The following is a 16,007-nucleotide window of genomic DNA, read 5'->3' as shown; positions in this document are numbered from 1 at the left end:
CGGCTTTTCAGAAGGAGTTCACATGAGTCAGTACCAGCCGGGCATTCTTGCCGCACCGGTGCCTTTGCAGGCACGCCATCTGTTTTTCGCCCTCGATTCGTTGCAAGCCGTGCCCGCTGCGCTGGACGCGTTGGTGCAGTTGACGGATGCGGCGGCCGTGGTGGGCTTCGGTGAGCCGCTGGTCAAGGCGCTGGGTGCCCAGATCCCAGGGCTGCGCTCATTCCCGGCCGTCAGCGGCCCTGGCGCTCACAACCCCTCGACTCAACAAGCGCTGTGGGTATGGTTGCATGGGGTGGATCGCGGTGAGTTGCTGCTGCGCAGCCGGGCCGTGGAAAAAGCACTGGCTCCGGCGTTTCGCCTGGTGCAATCGACTGAAGGTTTTCGCTACAAGACCGGCTTTGACCTGACCGACTACGAAGACGGCACCGAAAACCCCCACGACGATGCCGCCGTGGAAGCCGCGCTGACCGACAGCGGCGCCAGCTTCGCTGCTATCCAGCAATGGCAGCACGACCTTGACGGTTTCGCCGCGCTGCCTGCCCAGGAGCGTGACCACATCATCGGTCGCCGCCATAGCGATAATGAAGAGCTCGACGATGCCCCCGAGTCGGCCCATACCAAGCGCACCGCCCAGGAAAGCTTCACACCGGAGGCCTTCGTGGTGCGCCGCTCCATGCCCTGGGCCGAGAATGGCCAGGCGGGCCTGATGTTCCTTGCATTTGGTCATTCTTTCGATGCGTTCGAAGCGCAGTTGCGACGCATGAGTGGGTTGGAAGATGGGATTGTCGATGGCCTGTATCGCATCAGCACGCCGTTGACGGGAGGCTATTACTGGTGCCCGCCGCTGAAGGGCGGGCGCCTGGACCTGGGCTTGGTTCTTGAGGCGCCGCTTGCCTTAAACGATCATTGACTCTATGTAGGAGCGAGCTTGCTCGCGAAAAACGTCAACGATAACGCGCGCCGCCTGAATCAACGCGGCGCCTTCGAGTTTTTCGCGAGCAAGCTCGCTCCTACAGAAAGCCGCTTCAGACCTAACCGAGCACTTTCACCTTGCCGCTGTGCAGTTTGTACACGCCGCCGACGATCAACAGTTTTCCCGCCGCGACCGCGTCGGTCAGCAGGCTTGATTCAGCCATGAGCCGCGCCATGGTGTCGGTGACATTTTGTGCAATGGCGTTTTCCAGCAGGTCGCCGGGTGCTTTCAATACCTTGTTCACCGAGGGTTTGAAGGTGTCGGCCAAGCCCTGGATCTTGCCGGGGAACCGGGCGTTATCCTTGACGGCCTTGACCCCCGCCGCGACGGCGCCACACACATGTCGTGCCCCAATACCATGATCAGGGGCGTGCCCAATACCGCTACGGCATATTCGAGACTGGCGAGCCCGTTATCGGTGACGAAATTGCCCGCCACGCGTACCGCGAAGAGGTCGCCACGGGCGGTGTCGAAGGCGTACTCGGGAGCGATCCGCGAATCGGCGCAGCTCAACACCGCGACGAACGGATTCTGCCCGCCCACCAACGCTTCGCGTTCGCTCATAAAATCATGACGCTTGGTCACGCCATCGACGTAACGCTGGTTGCCGTCCATCAGCCGCTGCAGGGCAAGCTGTGGGCTGAGGTCGTTGGCGGGCTTGGGCACACTCGCGCGTGTCGGGGCTGCGTACGCCAGGGAGGGCATTGCGCCGGCAAGCAGGGTTGCGCCAGCACTGACGGCAGCCAGCTGCAGGAAGTTTCGTCGGTCTTTCATAGAGGGGTGGCGATCGCACATAGGCAAGGTTCTCAGGCGGGTTTAGAGAGGGAGGTGCCTAGAGTGGGAATGACCGCCTTGAAATGATGTAAGAATTTTCTTGTTTTTCAGTGCGTTATTTTTTTAGCCCAGGCGCTGACCGGCCTTATGCATTTTTCAGACTGTCCAGCCAGGCCGGATCCAACCGGGTTTGTGCGATATCGATGCCCAGCGCCTGCATTTTTGCCTTGTGGGCTTCGATCTCGCCCACCAGTTGCGCCTGTGCGCTGGAGTTGGCGTCCAGCTCGTGCATCTGCGTCAGCCCCAGGTGATAGAAGCGCAACAGCTTGATGGCTGCCGGGTCGTTGGCCTGTACCCGCTCGCTGACCTTGTGCATGACGTTGGTCACGCTCATCAGGCTGCGCTTGAGTTGCCAGCCATACACCGCTGGCGCCAACCAGGGCTGGCCCCAGAACGGGCCACGCACCAGCGCGACCGTGATCAACACGCCGGCGAATACGCCGCCGACATTGAAGCGAAAATTGTCACCGCCAGGCTCACCGAACAGCATCACCGCCAGGCTCGACAGCAGCATGGCCAAGGCCAGGAACAGCACCGCGACGATCAACGTGCTGCGGCGGGTCTGTTTGCGATAGGCAGCGGGGTCGCAGGGTTTGAGCTCGAACATCCGGGGCAGGTCTCCAAAAAGGCCGGTCATCTTCTCACGCTTGGCGCAATGAAGTTGAACGATGGCGCAGGGCGGTTTCTCTAAAACGGTGAACCCCCCATGAGGTCAGCCATCATGCCCGACTACAAGCAGCCACCGCCTGGTACACCCGACCCGCACCGCACCCCTGGTGAAGAGGAACGCGACAACGATGCGTTGCGCCCCAATGACCCGAAAGAGCGGGGCTCGGACGACGATGTGGAGCGCGTCGAAGAAGACCTGGAAAACCTCCACGACAAAGCCCGCCCGCTTTAACAGGAGAACGTGATGAACAAGCCTACCGATGGCCCCCATTCCAATGAAAATGCCAGTGGCAAGGATGAACTGGGCTTCGATCCGGACTCGCCGGATGTAGCCGACCCGCAAGTCGATCCAATCGGCCCGGCTATTGCGCCGTTGGACAAAAAGGACGAGGAGACAGCGAAAAAAAAGCCACCCTACGATCCGTTGGGCGACTTGAAGCAGTGAACCGAGCCCCGCCGTCGTGCGGGGCTGTGTTTATCTGGGCGGGGACCAGCTCACGTCGCTGATACCGTATTTTTCCGCCCAGGGCCGGGTGGTTTTTTTCACCTGCTCGTGACCCACGCGGCCGATGCGGCTGACATGGGCAATGTCGGCATCGACGGCCGCCCAGTGCCAGGCCTCGGCGTTGTTCATCACCTCGGCGCGCACCACGAAAGACTTGGGTTTACCGTGTAGCTGATAGTGGACGGTGTAGATTTTTGCGGTACTCATGCTGCCTCCCAATCCTGTTATAGATGGATAGGCCGGCGCTCCAAAAGGTTCATTCAAAATGACAACGCGCACCGAGGCGCGGCATAGTGACGCTCTTGCCCTGCGCCCAAGGATCGCGCCATGCACACACTCACCGATAGCCGCCTGTATCTGCAACGCCTGGGCTATGCCTCGCCACCGCCGCCCACCCTGCAAACCCTGCGGGACTTGCAACTGCGCCATGTGTGCAGCTTTGCCTTTGAAAGCCTGTCGACCTTGATGCATGCACCGGTGCCGATCGACCTGCCCAGCGTCGAGCGCAAGGTGCTGCATGAAGGGCGTGGCGGCTATTGCTACGAGTTGAACCAGCTGTTCCTGGCCCTGTTGCTGGAACTGGGCTTTGACGCCCGTGGCATCACCGGGCGTGTGGTGATCGGCGGCCCACCGGACGCCCACACCGGGCGAACCCATCGCTTGAGCCTGGTGACCCTCGACGGCGTGCGCTATATCACCGATGTCGGTTTTGGCGGCATGGTGCCCAGCAGCCCGTTGGAGCTGGACAACCACGCCCCCCAGGCCACTGCTCATGAGTTCTTTCGTCTGACGCTCAACCAAGGCAGTTACACACTTTGGGGCCAAGTGGGTGAAGAATGGCGTGGCCTGTATGTGTTCGACCTGCAGTTTCAGGCAGACATCGACTACGAAATCGGCAACTGGTACGTCTCCACGCACCCGGGCTCACCGTTCGCAGGGCAGTTGAAAGCCGCGCTGCTTGCACCCGGTAAACGTCATACCTTGGCCAACGCTCGCTATGCGGTCCATTATCTGGATCGACCCAGTGAAAAGCGCAGGTTGAAGAGTGCTGATGAGTTACTGACATTATTGCGCGACACCTTCGGCATTCGCTTGCCGGGTCAGCCCCTACTTCGCGAAGCGGCTGAGCGCCTGATCAGGGCCGATCCTGAAGAGTCTTGAGATAGAGCCTTCGCTGAACCGTTTTTTCTCCATTCTGGTGCAAATCAGTTCGAACTTTTTGCAAACGCCAAGGTTCGAACCGTATTCCTGAATACTTTGCCCACCTTAAAATGGAGATGTAAAACGATGTCCAAACTATTCGGAAAATTTCTCAAGAACACCTCGTTGCTGGCCCTGGCTGCTGCGCCTGGCGTGGTGTTGGCTGCACCTTCCACCGACCCGATTTCCACGTTCGGGATCATGGGCAGCTACAACGACTTCAAGCTGGAAGGCGGTAGCGAAAGCGACAAGGACCACATGCCCGAAGCCGGCCTGTTCTACAACTTCGGCAACAAGCTCACCGCCGAGTCGGGCTTTATCTACCAGGCCGGTATCGAAGCCAAGTACGGCAAAAAAAGCGATAACAAACTCAAGGAAGGCCAGGCCGACCTCGACCTCGGCTGGCGTGCCGCGCTGGATGCGCGCAACTTCGTCGACGTGATCGTAGGCGGTGGCTACACCTGGACCCGCTACGAGCCGGACACCAATGGCTACGACATGAAGCTCACCAACAAGTCGCCGTTTGCCAAGGCCGCCTTGGGCTACAACCACCAGTTCGATGACATGACCCTGCGCGTTGAAGCTGGCGCCCGTCACACCATCGACGGTCGCGCCAAGCTCAAGGTCGACGGCGTTGGCAGCGACACCGTGGACCTCAAGGACCGCACCAACCCTTACGCCGAAGTCAGCCTGCTGATGAACCAGAAGGGCGACCTGCCAGTGATGGCGGGCCTGTACTACACCCGCACCGAGTACAAGCTCGATAACGACTCCTATGTGGCCGACAACACCAAGCTCAAGCGTGATGAGTATGGGTTCAAGGTGGGTATCGCGTTCTGACGCTGTTTACGATGTAAAAACGCCCCGAATGCTCGGGGCGTTTTTTTCGGCTATTACCGGTCAGCCCAATGCGGCCAGTTGCGCCACGGTTTCCGGAAAGCGCGCCACCAGCCGTATCAACGTGACAGCCTGTGCATTCGGCTTGGCCCGGCCTTGCTCCCAGTTCTCCAAGGTGCGCGTGTTGGTGCGCAGGTACATGGCAAATACCGAGCGGGACAGGTTGAGCTGCTGGCGTACGGCGATTACCTCGTCAGCGGTAAGCGGCGCCAGCTTGTTGAGGTGGACTTTGTGGGTACGCAGGGTGATCTTGCCCTGGCGGTCATCGGCCAGGGCGTCGAAGCCTTCGACCAGTTCGGAAAAGATGTCACGTTTCATGATGTGTTCTCGCTTTGATTTCCCTGTCTAGCATGTGTTTAAGGGCTTTCTTGTGTTGTGGTGCCAGGTCGCTCTGTTCGTGTTTGCCGTACAGCGTGAATAACCAGAATTGCGTGCCGCCTGACCACCAGTAGTAAATGACCCGCAGGCCACCGCGCTTGCCTTTGTTTCGTCGCTGATCGACGAAGCGAACCTTTCTCAACCCGCCCGTTCCTTCGATCACGTCTCCCGCCTCCGGATTTTTCATCAACTCCTGTTGAAAACCGTGGAAAAGCTCATCACTCAGATAGTCCCTGCGATGCCGTTCGAATGCCGGCAGTTCGATAAATAGAGCATCCATGTTCTGTACGTAGCCTGCGTATAGTTTGGTGGCCCACTCGCGATGGGTCAAGCGCCGCGCTGTGGGAACTTTCTTAAAACGCAAACACCTTAAGGCCGCCGCCAGCGGGGGAGATGCCAGATGAGGAGGCAGACTGAAGAGGAAATGTCAGCGAGCAAGGAAGGGAAAAAGCCAGGCTTCATAAACGCAAAACGGCGCCCAAAGGCGCCGTTCTGTTTACTGCATCAACCTAAGCGATCAAACGCCCAGCACCGCATGCTGCACCAGGGTGAGCAACGGTTGTGGGTACACGCCCAGGAAGAACGCGAGCAGGGCGATGGCCAGCAGCATCACGCCACCGGCTTTCTGTTCCCAGTGCAGCTCGGCATCCACACGGCGCAGGTTTGGCTCGATCAGGTACAGGGTGACCATCACGCGCAGGTAGTAGAACACGCCGATGGCGCTGCCCAGTACCAACGAGGCAACCAGCCACCACTCGTGGGCTTCGACACCGGTGGCAACGATGTAGAACTTGCCGATAAAGCCTGCCGTCAGCGGAATACCGGCCAGGGACAGCATCATCACGGTGAGCACGGCGGTCAGGTACGGACGGCGCCAGAACAGGCCGCGGTATTCGTACAGGGCGTCGGCGTCACGGCCCTTGTACGGCGACGACATCAAGGTGATGACACCGAACGCACCCAGGCTGGTGATCACGTAGGTGACCAGATACACGCCAATGGCTTCCACAGCCAGGCCTTTGCTCGCCACCAGGGCGATCAGCAGGTAGCCGAAGTGGGCGATGGACGAATAACCCAGCAGACGCTTGAGGTTGTTCTGGGTCAGTGCCAGCAGGTTACCGAACAGGATCGACGCGATGGCGATCACGGTCAGCACGTTGCTCAGCACGCCGGTGTTGGCCGCCGGCGAGATTTGGAACAGACGCACCATCACCGCAAACACGGCCACTTTGGACGCAGTGGCCAGGAACGCGGCCACCGGCGCCGGGGCGCCCTCGTACACGTCCGGGGTCCACAGGTGGAACGGCACCAGCGACAGCTTGAACGCCAGGCCGATCAGCATCATCGCCAGGCCCAATTGGGCAATCGGCGCCGGGCTGTTGGTGGCGGCCAGGGCGTGGCCGATACCGGTGAAGCTCAGGCTGCCGGCTTCGGCGTAGAGCAGGGCCATACCGAACAACAGGAACGCGGAACCCGCAGCCGACAGCACCATGTACTTGATGCCGGCTTCCAGGGAGCGCTTGCTGAAGAAGGCATACGCCACCAGGCCGTAGGTCGGGATCGACAGCAGTTCCAGGCCGATGAACAAGCCGGCCAGGTGCTGCGCGCTGACCAGCACGATACCGCCGGCCGCAGCCAGCAGGATCAGCAGGTACAGCTCTTCCTTGTTGCCCGGGTAGCCGGTGCCGCCTTCGCCGAGGTAGGCGTGGGCGAGGGTGACGCAGGCCAGGGTTGCGACCAGGATTAACGCGATGTACAGCAGCGCGAAGTCATCGACCATCATCAATGGCGTAACCGCCAGAGGCGCGACCTTGAGGGCCGGGATGATCGACAGCAGGGCCAGGTTCAACCCGGCGCAGGACAGCAGGAACGTTTGCGAGTGATTGCGGCGCCAGGCGATTGCCAGCATCACCACCACGATGGTGAGGCTGGTGATCAGCAGCGGCGCAAGCGCGATAAAGTGTTGGATCGTGAATTCCATAGCGCTCTTACCGGGCCGAAGCGAGTTGAGAGAAGGCGGTGCCGAACCACTGCTGCACGCCATGCATCGTTGCGGCAGAAGTGTCCAGGAACGGTTGCGGGTACACGCCGATGAAGATCAGCAGTACCGCAAGGCCGAGCACCATGATCAGTTCGCGCGCATCCATCCCTTGCAGGACGGTGTCGGACTTGGCCGGGCCGAAGTAGGCGCGGTGGATCATGATCAGCGAGTAGACCGAACCGAACACCAGGCCGGAGGTAGCAATGGCGCTGATCCACGGCGTCTGCACAAAGGCCCCCATCAGGATCAGGAACTCGCCGATGAAGTTACCGGTACCCGGCAAGCCCAGGGACGCGGCCGCGAAGAACAGGCTGATCGCCGGCAGGTACGCAATGCGCGACCACACGCCACCCATCTCACGCATGTCACGGGTGTGCAGGCGCTCGTACAGCTGGCCACTCAGGATAAAGAGGGCAGCGGCCGAAACACCGTGGGCCAACATCTGGATCACCGCGCCTTGCAGCGCCAGCTGGCTGCCGGAGTAGATGCCGATCAGTACGAAACCCATGTGGGAAACGGACGAGAAGGCAATCAGGCGCTTGATGTCGGTTTGCGCAAAGGCCAGGAACGCACCGTAGAAGATCCCGATCAGACCCAGGGTCATGGCGATCGGCGCGAACTCGGCCGAGGCATTCGGGAACAGCGGCAGGGCGAAACGCAGCAGGCCGTAGGCCGCCGTCTTCAACAGGATACCGGCCAGGTCCACGGAACCGGCAGTCGGCGCCTGGGCGTGCGCGTCAGGCAACCAGGAGTGGAACGGCACCACCGGCAGCTTCACCGCGAAGGCGATGAAGAAGCCCAGCATCAGCACGTACTCGGTGGTCAGCGACATCTTGGTTTTCAACAGGTCGGCGTAGTTGAAGGTAATCACGCCGGTGTTGTTGAAGTTGACCAGTACCAGGCCCAGGATCGCCACCAACATGATCAGGCCGGAAGCCTGGGTGAAGATGAAGAACTTGGTCGCCGCGTAGATCCGGGTTTTCTTGCCGTCCGAAGAACTGTGACCCCAGAGCGCGATGAGGAAGTACATCGGCACCAGCATCATTTCCCAGAAGAAGAAGAACATGAACAGGTCCAGCGCCAGGAACACGCCGACAACACCGCCCAAAATCCACATCAGGTTCAGATGGAAGAAGCCCACGTGACGCTGGATCTCTTTCCAGGAGCAGAGTACCGAGAGGATACCCAGCAGGCCGGTCAGCAGGATCATCAACAGCGACAGGCCGTCGAGGGCCAGGTGCACGTTGATGCCGAAGCGCTGGATCCACACGTGCTTGAATTCAAGCGCGAAGGTGGGGTCGACACCCGGTGCCGGAGCGAATGAATAGTCACCATGGGCCCACAGCCAGAGGCCGAGCGCGAGTTCCAGGGACATGGTCAGCAACGCAATCCAGCGGGGGAGGGTGGCGCCGAAGCGTTCACCCATCCAGCAGAGCAGGCCGCCGATAAAGGGGATCAGGATTAGCCAGGGCAGAATCATGACGGGCTCGTTTCCTTTTGCAAGTTCGCAAAGTACGCAATGTTCATAGTCATACCGCTACCACCACGATGGCGCCGATCACCAGCACGGCACCGACGGCCATGGACGCTGCATACCAACGCAATTGGCCGGTCTCGCTGCGGCTCAGGGCGGTGTGACCGGCCTTGGCGGCACGCGGGATCAAACCGATGGTCTGGTCGAGCGGGTCTTTGCGCAGCACGTGGCTGATCGCAAGGTAAGGTTTGACGAACAGTTTGTCGTAGATCCAATCGAAGCCCCAGGCAGCGAACCACCAGGCCGACAGGAAGCGTCCGATGCCACTGTTGGCCACGGCAGTCACGAAGCGACGCTTGCCGAGGAACAGCAGGGCTGCCAGCAGGATACCGGCGATGGCAATGGCGCCCGAGGCGATTTCCAGGCTGTGCTTGTCTGCGCCGCCGGCATGGCCGACGCTTTCTGGCAATACACCGGCCAGTGGTGGAGTGATCATGGCGCCGATGAAGGTCGACAGGATGATCAGCACCGACAGTGGCAGCCAGTGGGAGATGCCGTGGCCTGCGTGCGCTTCGGTCTTGGCTTCACCGTGGAAGGTGATGAAGATCAGGCGGAAGGTGTACAGCGAGGTCATGAACGCACCCACCAGGCCTGCGTACAGCAGGTTCTGGTTACCGCTGGCGAAGGCTTCCCAGAGGATTTCGTCCTTGGAGTAGAAACCGGCGGTCACCAACGGCAGGGCGGCCAGGGCGGCACCACCGACGATGAAGCTGGCGTAGGCCAGTGGCAGTTTCTTCCACAGGCCGCCCATCTTGAAGATGTTCTGCTCGTGGTGGCAGGCCACGATCACCGCACCGGAGGCGAGGAACAGCAGGGCCTTGAAGAACGCGTGGGTCATCAGGTGGAAGATCGCCGCGTCCCAGGCGCCGACGCCCAGGGCCAGGAACATGTAGCCGATCTGGCTCATGGTCGAGTAGGCGAGGATACGCTTGATGTCGGTCTGCACCAGCGCGGCGAAGCCGGCCAGTACCAGGGTCACGCCGCCAACGATGCCTACAAGGTGCAGAATGTCCGGCGCCAGGGTGAACAGGCCGTGGGTACGGGCGATCAGGTAGACACCGGCGGTCACCATGGTGGCGGCGTGGATCAGTGCCGATACCGGGGTAGGGCCGGCCATCGCATCCGCTAGCCAGGTTTGCAGCGGCAGTTGCGCAGATTTACCCACGGCGCCGCCCAGCAGCATCAGGGTGGCCAGGGTGATCCAGAAGTCGCCGACCTGGAATTTCTGCGGTGCCAGTACCAGCAGTTCCTGGATGTTCAGCGTGCCCACCTGTTGGAACAGGATGAACAGGCCGATGGCCATGAACACGTCGCCGATGCGGGTGACGATAAACGCCTTGAGTGCTGCGTTACCGTTGTTGCGGTTGCTGTAGTAGAAACCGATCAACAGGTACGAGCACAGGCCCACGCCTTCCCAGCCGAAGTACAGGAACAACAGGTTATCGCCCAGCACCAGGAACAGCATGCTGGCGATAAACAGGTTGGTGTACGAGAAGAAGCGCGAGTAGCCCGCTTCACCGCGCATGTACCAGGACGCGAACAGGTGGATCAGGAAGCCTACGCCCACTACCACGCCGAGCATGGTGATCGACAGGCCGTCGACGTAGAGGGCGAAGTTGGGCTTGAAGCCTTCTACCGACATCCACTGCCACAGCACCAGGGTGTAGTGACCGCCTTCGGGCGGTGCCACGTTGAATTGCCAGATGACGTAGGCGGCCACGATGGCCGACAGGCCGATGGAGCCCACGCCGATCAGGGCCGAGAGGTTTTCCGACCAGCGCCCGCGAGAGAACGACAGCAGCAGGAAACCGATCAGGGGGAATACGAAAGTCAGAAAGATCATGTTCATCCGCGCATCTCACTGGCAGCGTCGATATCAAGCGTGTGGAAGCGACGATACAGCTGCAGCAGGATCGCCAGGCCAATACTGGCTTCGGCGGCTGCCAGGCTGATCACCAGGATGAACATCACTTGCCCGTCCGGCTGGCCCCAACGTGCGCCTGCCACGATGAACGCCAGTGCTGCGGCGTTCATCATGATTTCCAGGCTCATCAACACGAACAGAATGTTACGGCGAACCATCAGGCCGACCAGGCCAAGGCAGAACAGGATGCCGGCGACCGCCAGACCATGCTCCAAAGGGATAGCAGGCATCGTCATTGCTCCTTGGCTTCGTTGCGGCCCAGATGGAAGGCAGTGATGGCTGCGGCGAGCAGCAGCATCGAAGCCAGTTCGACCACCAGCAGGTACGGGCCAAACAGGCTGATGCCCACGGCTTTCGCGTCTACGGTGGTGTGGCCGATGGCCTGGCCGCTCTGATGAGCGAACAGCACATACAGCAGTTCACCCAGCAGCAGGGCTGCGAGGACAACCGGGCCGAGCCAGATGCCGGGCTTGAGCCAGACGCGCTCCTGGGCGACCGAAGCCGGGCCCAGGTTGAGCATCATCACCACAAACACGAACAGCACCATGATGGCGCCGGCGTAGGCGATCACTTCCAGTACACCGGCGAACGGTGCGCCGAGGCTGAAAAAGGTCATGGCCACGGCGATCAGCGAAATGATCAGGTAGAGCAGGGCGTGCACGGGGTTAGTGTTGGTGATCACGCGAAGCGTGGACACCACTGCAATACCCGATGCGAAATAGAAAGCGAATTCCATCTTTCTTCCTTAAGGCAGCAAGCTCTTCACGTTGATCGGCTCGGCTTCGTTTTGTGCGGCGCCTTTCGGCTTACCGGCAACGGCCATACCCGCAACACGATAGAAGTTGTAATCAGGGTTTTTACCGGGACCAGAGATCAAAAGATCTTCTTTCTCGTACACCAGGTCCTGACGTTTGAACTCGGCCATCTCGAAATCCGGTGTGAGCTGGATCGCGGTGGTCGGGCAAGCTTCCTCGCAGAGGCCGCAGAAAATGCAGCGCGAGAAGTTGATGCGGAAGAAGTCCGGGTACCAGCGACCGTCTTCGGTTTCAGCTTTCTGCAGGGAAATGCAACCCACCGGGCACGCCACGGCGCACAGGTTGCAGGCTACGCAACGCTCTTCGCCGTCGGGGTCGCGGGTCAGTACGATGCGGCCGCGATAGCGCGGCGGCAGGTACACCGCTTCTTCGGGGTATTGCAGGGTGTCGCGTTTGCGAAAGCCGTGACCGAACACCATCACCAGGCTTCGCAACTGGGTACCGGTACCCTTAACGATGTCGCCAATATATTTGAACATGGGTCAAATCCTCACTGAACCGCGGCAGCTGGCGTGTTCAACAACACGACGGCAGCCGTCACCAGCAAATTGATCAGGGTCAGCGGCAGGCAGAATCTCCAGCTGAAATCCATCACCTGGTCATAGCGCGGGCGCGGAATCGAGGCGCGCAGCAGGATGAACAGCATGATGAAGAACGCGGTCTTCAAGAAGAACCAGAAGAAGGCCAACTGCGGCAGGATGCCAAACGGACCATGCCAGCCGCCGAAGAACAGCGTGACCAGCAGGGCCGAGATCAAGATGATGCCGATGTACTCACCAACGAAGAACATGCCCCATTTCATGCCGGCATATTCAATGTGGTAACCGTCGGCCAGTTCCTGTTCCGCTTCCGGCTGGTCGAAGGGGTGACGGTGAGTCACGGCCACGCCAGCGATGAAGAAGGTACAGAAGCCAAAGAACTGCGGAATGATGAACCACAGGTTCTGTGCCTGGTACTCGACGATATCGCGCATGTTGAACGAGCCAACCTGCACCACGATGCCCATCAGTGCCAACCCCATGAACACTTCATAGGATACGGTTTGCGCCGAGGCACGCAAGCTGCCCAGCAGGGCGAACTTGTTGTTACTGGCCCAGCCGGCGAACAGCACCGCGTAGACCGACAAACCGGCCATGGCGAAGAAGAACAGCAAGCCGATGTTCAGGTCCGCCACGCCCCAGGTCGGGGTGATCGGGATGATCGCGAAGGCGATCAGCAAGGCGCTCATGGCTACCACCGGTGCCAGGGTGAAGATCACCTTGTCGGCAAACGGCGGGGTCCAGTCTTCCTTGAAGAACATTTTCAGCATGTCGGCGGCAATCTGGAACATGCCGAACGGGCCAACGCGGTTCGGACCGTAACGGTCCTGCCACCAGCCCAGCAGGCGACGTTCGACGAAGCTGAGCAGGGCGCCCGCGACGACCACGGCCAACAGGATCACGATGGCCTTGACCACCGAGATGATCACGTCAATTACTTCCGGCGTGAACCAAGTCATTGCGCTGCCTCCTGCAGACCGTCAACGGTTTTGCCGAAAATGGCAGGCGGAATACCGGCGATGCCTTTAGGCAGTGCAACCAGGCCGGCACCCAACTCATCGTTGATACGCAGCGGCAGGCGCAGGGTCTGGCCGGCCACGTTGAGGCTGAGCAGCGCACCGTCGTTGACGCCCAGGCGGTCGGCTTCGGACTTGGCGACGGACACGTAGGCGGCAGGAATGCGCTCTTGAACCGGCGCGGCCTTGGAAGAAGTTTCTTCGCTGCCGAACAGGTGGAAGAACGGCACGACCTGCCAGGTACCTGGCGCCGGGTTGAACGGACGCGGTACCGCAGCGAACCAGTTCAGCGAGTCACCGCTGGTTTCGATCAGGCGGGTGCCCGGGTCGCCCGCGCGGATGTGACCACCGACTTCGTCCTGGAACTTGTTCCAGGCTTGCGGCGAGTTCCAGCCCGGCGACCAGGCAAACGGCACCTGCTGACGCGGTTCGGCCGAACCCGAATAACCTTCCATGGAAAAGGCAAACGCGGTGTCGTTGTCTTGCGGGGTACGCGGCTCGTGCACGCTGATATCAGCACGCATGGCGGTACGACCGGAGTAGCGCAGCGGCTCACGCGCCAGTTTCAGGCCCTTGATACGGAACGCGGCAGACGGCGCGGCATCGACAATACGAGCAAGCTGCGGTGCGCTGGCGGCGGTGGCAGCGGTCACGTGGTCGAGCTGGGTCCAGTCGATCGGCTGGTTCAGCAGGGTGGCGCGCAGGGCATGCAGCCAGCGCCAGCCTTCGTGCACCAGGATGCTGGCGTCCATGTACTTCGGATCGAACACCTGGAAGAAGCGCTGGGCGCGGCCTTCCTGGCTGACCAGAGTACCGTCGCCCTCGGCGAAGGTGGCGGCTGGCAGCACCAGGTCGGCGCGGTCGCTGGTGGCGGTCTTCTGGTGGTCGGCGACGATCAGCACCTTGGCGGCGTTGAGCGCAGCGTCAACCTTGGCCGCAGCGGTGCGGGTGTACAGGTCGTTTTCCAGCACCACGATGGCGTCGGCACGGCCTTCGGTCACGGCTTGCAGCGCAGCGTCCACGGACTCGCCGCCAAGCATGGCCAGGCCCAGGCTGTTGGCTTCCGGCACCACCAGGCTGATGGAGCCATTTTTGTCGCGCAGTTTCAGGGCTTTGGCGATGTTGGCGGCGGCTTCGATCAGTGCCTTGGAACCCAACGAGGTACCGGCAATGATCAGCGGGCGCTTGGCAGCCAGCAAGGCGTCGGCAATGCGCTGGGCCAACTCGACAGCTTCAGCGTCCAGGCCTTCAACGGCTGGTGCGCTGGCGTCGAGGGCGTGGGCCACGGCGAAACCGAGGCGGGCCAGGTCGTCCGGCGCAGCGTGCACGCATTCTTCGGCGATGTCGTCGAGCTTGGTTTCAGCCAGGGAAGCGATAAACAGCGGGTTCAGCGCGTGCTGGCCGATGTTCTTCACTGCAGCGTCGAGCCACGGCTGTACGCGCATGGCGTCGGCCATTTCTTCGGCCTTGCCTTTGACCGATTGACGCAGGGACAGCGCGATACGCGCGGCGGTCTGGGTCAGGTCTTCACCGAGCACGAAGATCGCATCGTGGTCTTCGATGTCGCGCATGTTCGGAACCGGCAGCGGGCTGTCGTTCAGCACTTGCAGGACCAGGCGGATGCGCTCCAGCTCGCCGGCTTCGATACCGCAGTAGAAGTGCTCGGCACCCACCAGCTCGCGCAAGGCGAAGTTGCTTTCGAGGCTGGCGCGTGGCGAACCGATACCCACGATATTGCGGCCACGCAACAGGTCGGCGGCTTTATCCAGCGCGGCGTCCAGGCTCAGCTTGGCGCCATCGGCCAGCAGGGGCTGGCGTGGGCGGTCTTCGCGGTTGACGTAGCCGTAGCCGAAACGGCCACGGTCGCACAGGAAGTACTGGTTGACCGAACCGTTGAAGCGGTTTTCGATACGACGCAGTTCGCCGTAGCGCTCGCCCGGGGAGATGTTGCAACCGCTGGAGCAGCCATGGCAGATGCTCGGCGCAAATTGCATGTCCCACTTACGGTTGTAGCGCTCGGAGTGGGTCTTGTCGGTGAACACGCCGGTCGGGCAGACCTCGGTGAGGTTGCCGGAGAACTCGCTCTCCAGTACGCCGTCTTCAACGCGACCGAAGTACACGTTGTCGTGGGCGCCAAAGACGCCCAGGTCGGTGCCGCCGGCGTAGTCCTTATAGAAGCGTACACAGCGGTAGCAGGCGATGCAGCGGTTCATTTCATGGGAAATGAACGGGCCGAGGTCCTGGTTCTGGTGGGTACGTTTGGTGAAGCGATAACGGCGCTCGTTGTGGCCAGTCATCACCGTCATGTCTTGCAGGTGGCAGTGACCGCCTTCCTCACAGACCGGGCAGTCGTGGGGGTGGTTGGTCATCAGCCATTCGACAACGCTGGCGCGGAACGCCTTGGATTCTTCATCGTCGATGGAGATCCAGGTGTTGTCGGTGGCTGGAGTCATGCAGGACATGACGATACGACCACGGGTGTCGTTCTCGTCGGTGTATTGCTTGACCGCACACTGGCGACAGGCACCGACGCTACCAAGCGCGGGGTGCCAGCAGAAATACGGGATGTCGAGGCCGAGTGACAGACACGCCTGTAACAGGTTGTCCGCCCCATCGACTTCGAGCGCTTTGCCGTCTACGTGGATAGTGGCCATGGTTCAAAGTTCTTCGTTGGCCCGTTGT

17 protein-coding genes and 1 pseudogene are annotated in these 16,007 nt (G+C 60.9%); 5 read left to right on the top strand and 13 right to left on the bottom strand.

Annotated elements, in window-relative coordinates:
* Positions 1-22: 22 nt before the first annotated feature.
* The gene (locus BUE92_RS23745; RefSeq protein WP_073526623.1) at positions 23-910 is read left to right on the top strand and encodes a Dyp-type peroxidase; all 888 of its coding nucleotides are present in this window, start codon (positions 23-25) and stop codon (positions 908-910) included.
* Positions 911-1,031: 121 nt separating this feature from the next.
* Here BUE92_RS23745 and BUE92_RS23740 read toward each other — a convergent pair.
* Positions 1,032-1,768, bottom strand: a pseudogene (locus BUE92_RS23740) (carbonic anhydrase).
* A gap of 124 nt (positions 1,769-1,892) precedes the next feature.
* Entirely contained in the window at positions 1,893-2,414 is a 522-nt protein-coding gene (locus BUE92_RS23735; protein WP_073526622.1) for a DUF3087 family protein, read from the bottom strand.
* Between the two features lie 114 nt (positions 2,415-2,528).
* Here BUE92_RS23735 and BUE92_RS23730 point away from each other — a divergent pair, with 114 nt between their 5' ends.
* Both BUE92_RS23730 and BUE92_RS23725 read left to right on the top strand, forming a co-directional pair.
* Positions 2,529-2,708 (top strand): hypothetical protein, encoded by a 180-nt coding sequence (locus BUE92_RS23730; RefSeq protein WP_073526621.1) that lies wholly within the window; start codon positions 2,529-2,531, stop codon positions 2,706-2,708.
* A 12-nt stretch (positions 2,709-2,720) separates the two neighbouring features.
* Positions 2,721-2,921: a DUF6021 family protein gene (locus tag BUE92_RS23725; RefSeq protein WP_073526620.1), complete on the top strand. Its 201-nt coding sequence runs from the start codon at positions 2,721-2,723 to the stop codon at positions 2,919-2,921.
* 30 nt (positions 2,922-2,951) lie between these two features.
* Here the strand turns inward: BUE92_RS23725 and BUE92_RS23720 are convergent, their stop codons facing one another.
* A complete protein-coding gene (locus tag BUE92_RS23720) occupies positions 2,952-3,188 on the bottom strand; it encodes a DUF6555 family protein (RefSeq protein WP_003192128.1) in 237 nt (78 codons plus the stop codon).
* Positions 3,189-3,308: 120 nt separating this feature from the next.
* Between BUE92_RS23720 and BUE92_RS23715 the strand changes: the two genes are divergently transcribed.
* Positions 3,309-4,142: an arylamine N-acetyltransferase family protein gene (locus tag BUE92_RS23715; protein ID WP_073526619.1), complete on the top strand. Its 834-nt coding sequence runs from the start codon at positions 3,309-3,311 to the stop codon at positions 4,140-4,142.
* Positions 4,143-4,268: 126 nt separating this feature from the next.
* Positions 4,269-5,021 (top strand): outer membrane beta-barrel protein, encoded by a 753-nt coding sequence (locus BUE92_RS23710; RefSeq protein ID WP_073526618.1) that lies wholly within the window; start codon positions 4,269-4,271, stop codon positions 5,019-5,021.
* A gap of 60 nt (positions 5,022-5,081) precedes the next feature.
* Here BUE92_RS23710 and BUE92_RS23705 read toward each other — a convergent pair whose 3' ends face one another.
* The 10 genes from BUE92_RS23705 to nuoG form a co-directional block, all read right to left on the bottom strand.
* On the bottom strand, positions 5,082-5,396 hold the full coding sequence (locus BUE92_RS23705; protein ID WP_073526617.1) for a helix-turn-helix domain-containing protein: 315 nt from the start codon (positions 5,394-5,396) through the stop codon (positions 5,082-5,084).
* Positions 5,386-5,736, bottom strand: a complete 351-nt coding sequence (locus BUE92_RS23700; RefSeq protein WP_073527206.1) for a toxin — start codon at positions 5,734-5,736, stop codon at positions 5,386-5,388. The genes BUE92_RS23705 and BUE92_RS23700 overlap by 11 nt, the downstream gene beginning before the upstream one ends.
* A gap of 237 nt (positions 5,737-5,973) precedes the next feature.
* Positions 5,974-7,437 carry an NADH-quinone oxidoreductase subunit NuoN gene (nuoN, locus tag BUE92_RS23695; protein ID WP_073526615.1) on the bottom strand — a complete coding sequence of 488 codons (1,464 nt, stop codon included), beginning with the start codon at positions 7,435-7,437 and terminating at the stop codon, positions 5,974-5,976.
* Positions 7,438-7,444: 7 nt separating this feature from the next.
* Positions 7,445-8,977: an NADH-quinone oxidoreductase subunit M gene (gene nuoM, locus BUE92_RS23690; RefSeq protein ID WP_014718913.1), complete on the bottom strand. Its 1,533-nt coding sequence runs from the start codon at positions 8,975-8,977 to the stop codon at positions 7,445-7,447.
* Positions 8,978-9,026: 49 nt separating this feature from the next.
* Complete coding sequence (gene nuoL, locus BUE92_RS23685) at positions 9,027-10,880, bottom strand: NADH-quinone oxidoreductase subunit L (protein ID WP_073526613.1); 1,854 nt, start codon at positions 10,878-10,880, stop codon at positions 9,027-9,029.
* Entirely contained in the window at positions 10,877-11,185 is a 309-nt protein-coding gene (gene nuoK / locus BUE92_RS23680; protein ID WP_003174727.1) for an NADH-quinone oxidoreductase subunit NuoK, read from the bottom strand. The genes nuoL and nuoK overlap by 4 nt, the downstream gene beginning before the upstream one ends.
* Positions 11,186-11,187: 2 nt before the next feature.
* The gene (gene nuoJ, locus BUE92_RS23675; protein WP_003174726.1) at positions 11,188-11,691 is read right to left on the bottom strand and encodes an NADH-quinone oxidoreductase subunit J; all 504 of its coding nucleotides are present in this window, start codon (positions 11,689-11,691) and stop codon (positions 11,188-11,190) included.
* Between the two features lie 9 nt (positions 11,692-11,700).
* A complete protein-coding gene (gene nuoI / locus BUE92_RS23670; RefSeq protein ID WP_003174725.1) occupies positions 11,701-12,249 on the bottom strand; it encodes an NADH-quinone oxidoreductase subunit NuoI in 549 nt (182 codons plus the stop codon).
* Between the two features lie 11 nt (positions 12,250-12,260).
* Positions 12,261-13,268, bottom strand: a complete 1,008-nt coding sequence (gene nuoH, locus BUE92_RS23665) for an NADH-quinone oxidoreductase subunit NuoH (RefSeq protein WP_003192116.1) — start codon at positions 13,266-13,268, stop codon at positions 12,261-12,263.
* Entirely contained in the window at positions 13,265-15,979 is a 2,715-nt protein-coding gene (gene nuoG, locus BUE92_RS23660; RefSeq protein WP_057703102.1) for an NADH-quinone oxidoreductase subunit NuoG, read from the bottom strand. The genes nuoH and nuoG overlap by 4 nt, the downstream gene beginning before the upstream one ends.
* Positions 15,980-16,007: the final 28 nt, after the last annotated feature.

The organism is Pseudomonas fluorescens, assembly GCF_001902145.1.
GTDB lineage: Bacteria > Pseudomonadota > Gammaproteobacteria > Pseudomonadales > Pseudomonadaceae > Aquipseudomonas > Aquipseudomonas fluorescens_BV.
The sequence above is the reverse complement of the archived record's forward strand: the minus strand, read 5'-3'. Positions and strand labels throughout refer to the sequence as shown.

Excerpts from the sequence above, each read along its gene's own strand:
- nuoJ (WP_003174726.1), bottom strand. The coding sequence starts at position 11,691 with ATGGAATTCGCTTTCTATTTCGCATCGGGTATTGCAGTGGTGTCCACG.
- BUE92_RS23735 (WP_073526622.1), bottom strand. The coding sequence starts at position 2,414 with ATGTTCGAGCTCAAACCCTGCGACCCCGCTGCCTATCGCAAACAGACC.
- nuoH (WP_003192116.1), bottom strand. The coding sequence starts at position 13,268 with ATGACTTGGTTCACGCCGGAAGTAATTGACGTGATCATCTCGGTGGTC.
- nuoN (WP_073526615.1), bottom strand. The coding sequence starts at position 7,437 with ATGGAATTCACGATCCAACACTTTATCGCGCTTGCGCCGCTGCTGATC.
- BUE92_RS23725 (WP_073526620.1), top strand. The coding sequence starts at position 2,721 with ATGAACAAGCCTACCGATGGCCCCCATTCCAATGAAAATGCCAGTGGC.
- nuoM (WP_014718913.1), bottom strand. The coding sequence starts at position 8,977 with ATGATTCTGCCCTGGCTAATCCTGATCCCCTTTATCGGCGGCCTGCTC.
- BUE92_RS23705 (WP_073526617.1), bottom strand. The coding sequence starts at position 5,396 with ATGAAACGTGACATCTTTTCCGAACTGGTCGAAGGCTTCGACGCCCTG.
- BUE92_RS23715 (WP_073526619.1), top strand. The coding sequence starts at position 3,309 with ATGCACACACTCACCGATAGCCGCCTGTATCTGCAACGCCTGGGCTAT.
- nuoL (WP_073526613.1), bottom strand. The coding sequence starts at position 10,880 with ATGAACATGATCTTTCTGACTTTCGTATTCCCCCTGATCGGTTTCCTG.
- BUE92_RS23745 (WP_073526623.1), top strand. The coding sequence starts at position 23 with ATGAGTCAGTACCAGCCGGGCATTCTTGCCGCACCGGTGCCTTTGCAG.
- nuoK (WP_003174727.1), bottom strand. The coding sequence starts at position 11,185 with ATGCCTGCTATCCCTTTGGAGCATGGTCTGGCGGTCGCCGGCATCCTG.
- nuoG (WP_057703102.1), bottom strand. The coding sequence starts at position 15,979 with ATGGCCACTATCCACGTAGACGGCAAAGCGCTCGAAGTCGATGGGGCG.
- nuoI (WP_003174725.1), bottom strand. The coding sequence starts at position 12,249 with ATGTTCAAATATATTGGCGACATCGTTAAGGGTACCGGTACCCAGTTG.
- BUE92_RS23730 (WP_073526621.1), top strand. The coding sequence starts at position 2,529 with ATGCCCGACTACAAGCAGCCACCGCCTGGTACACCCGACCCGCACCGC.
- BUE92_RS23700 (WP_073527206.1), bottom strand. The coding sequence starts at position 5,736 with ATGGATGCTCTATTTATCGAACTGCCGGCATTCGAACGGCATCGCAGG.
- BUE92_RS23710 (WP_073526618.1), top strand. The coding sequence starts at position 4,269 with ATGTCCAAACTATTCGGAAAATTTCTCAAGAACACCTCGTTGCTGGCC.
- BUE92_RS23720 (WP_003192128.1), bottom strand. The coding sequence starts at position 3,188 with ATGAGTACCGCAAAAATCTACACCGTCCACTATCAGCTACACGGTAAA.